The 386-nt window shown below is 59.8% G+C and carries 1 protein-coding gene; it reads left to right on the top strand.

The features are described 5' to 3' along the window. Positions 1 to 203: hypothetical protein (locus tag AB1462_RS32415; RefSeq protein WP_367249223.1), on the top strand; the 203-nt coding region annotated here is incomplete at its 5' end. Positions 204 to 386 lie beyond the last annotated feature (183 nt).

Raw genomic sequence — 386 nt, 5'->3', positions numbered from 1 at the left:
GGGCCGTGAAGCTCAGGGACGCGGCTCACTTCGTCGCCGATTTCGACAAGATTGTCACCTCCAAGGTGAAGCAGGCGATCGCCGGCCAGACCTATGCGACGCTGTTCGCCAACTGGCAGGGCGTTATGATCGGCGACGGTGAACTCTGGTTTTCAGGTGTGGGCGACGGTAATGTCGTCAAGATCACGGCCATCAATGATTGAGCCCTGACCATATCGGCCTTCCTGGAGGCAAACGGCATGCTCTTTGGGAAAGAAGCCCTGAGCTACGGCGGGACCGCGGAGCGGCTTGGGCACATAGGCGATGATGCCGGCTGCCTCGCAAGCTTCTATGTCCTCGATCTTGAAGTAACCGCGGTCGGCGACCGCCCTCGATGCATTCGACAC

It is taken from the genome of Pseudomonas sp. SB113, from assembly GCF_040754745.1.
GTDB lineage: Bacteria > Pseudomonadota > Gammaproteobacteria > Pseudomonadales > Pseudomonadaceae > Aquipseudomonas > Aquipseudomonas grimontii.
Note: the sequence above shows the minus strand (reverse complement) of the source record. Positions and strands in the feature narration are given on the sequence as shown.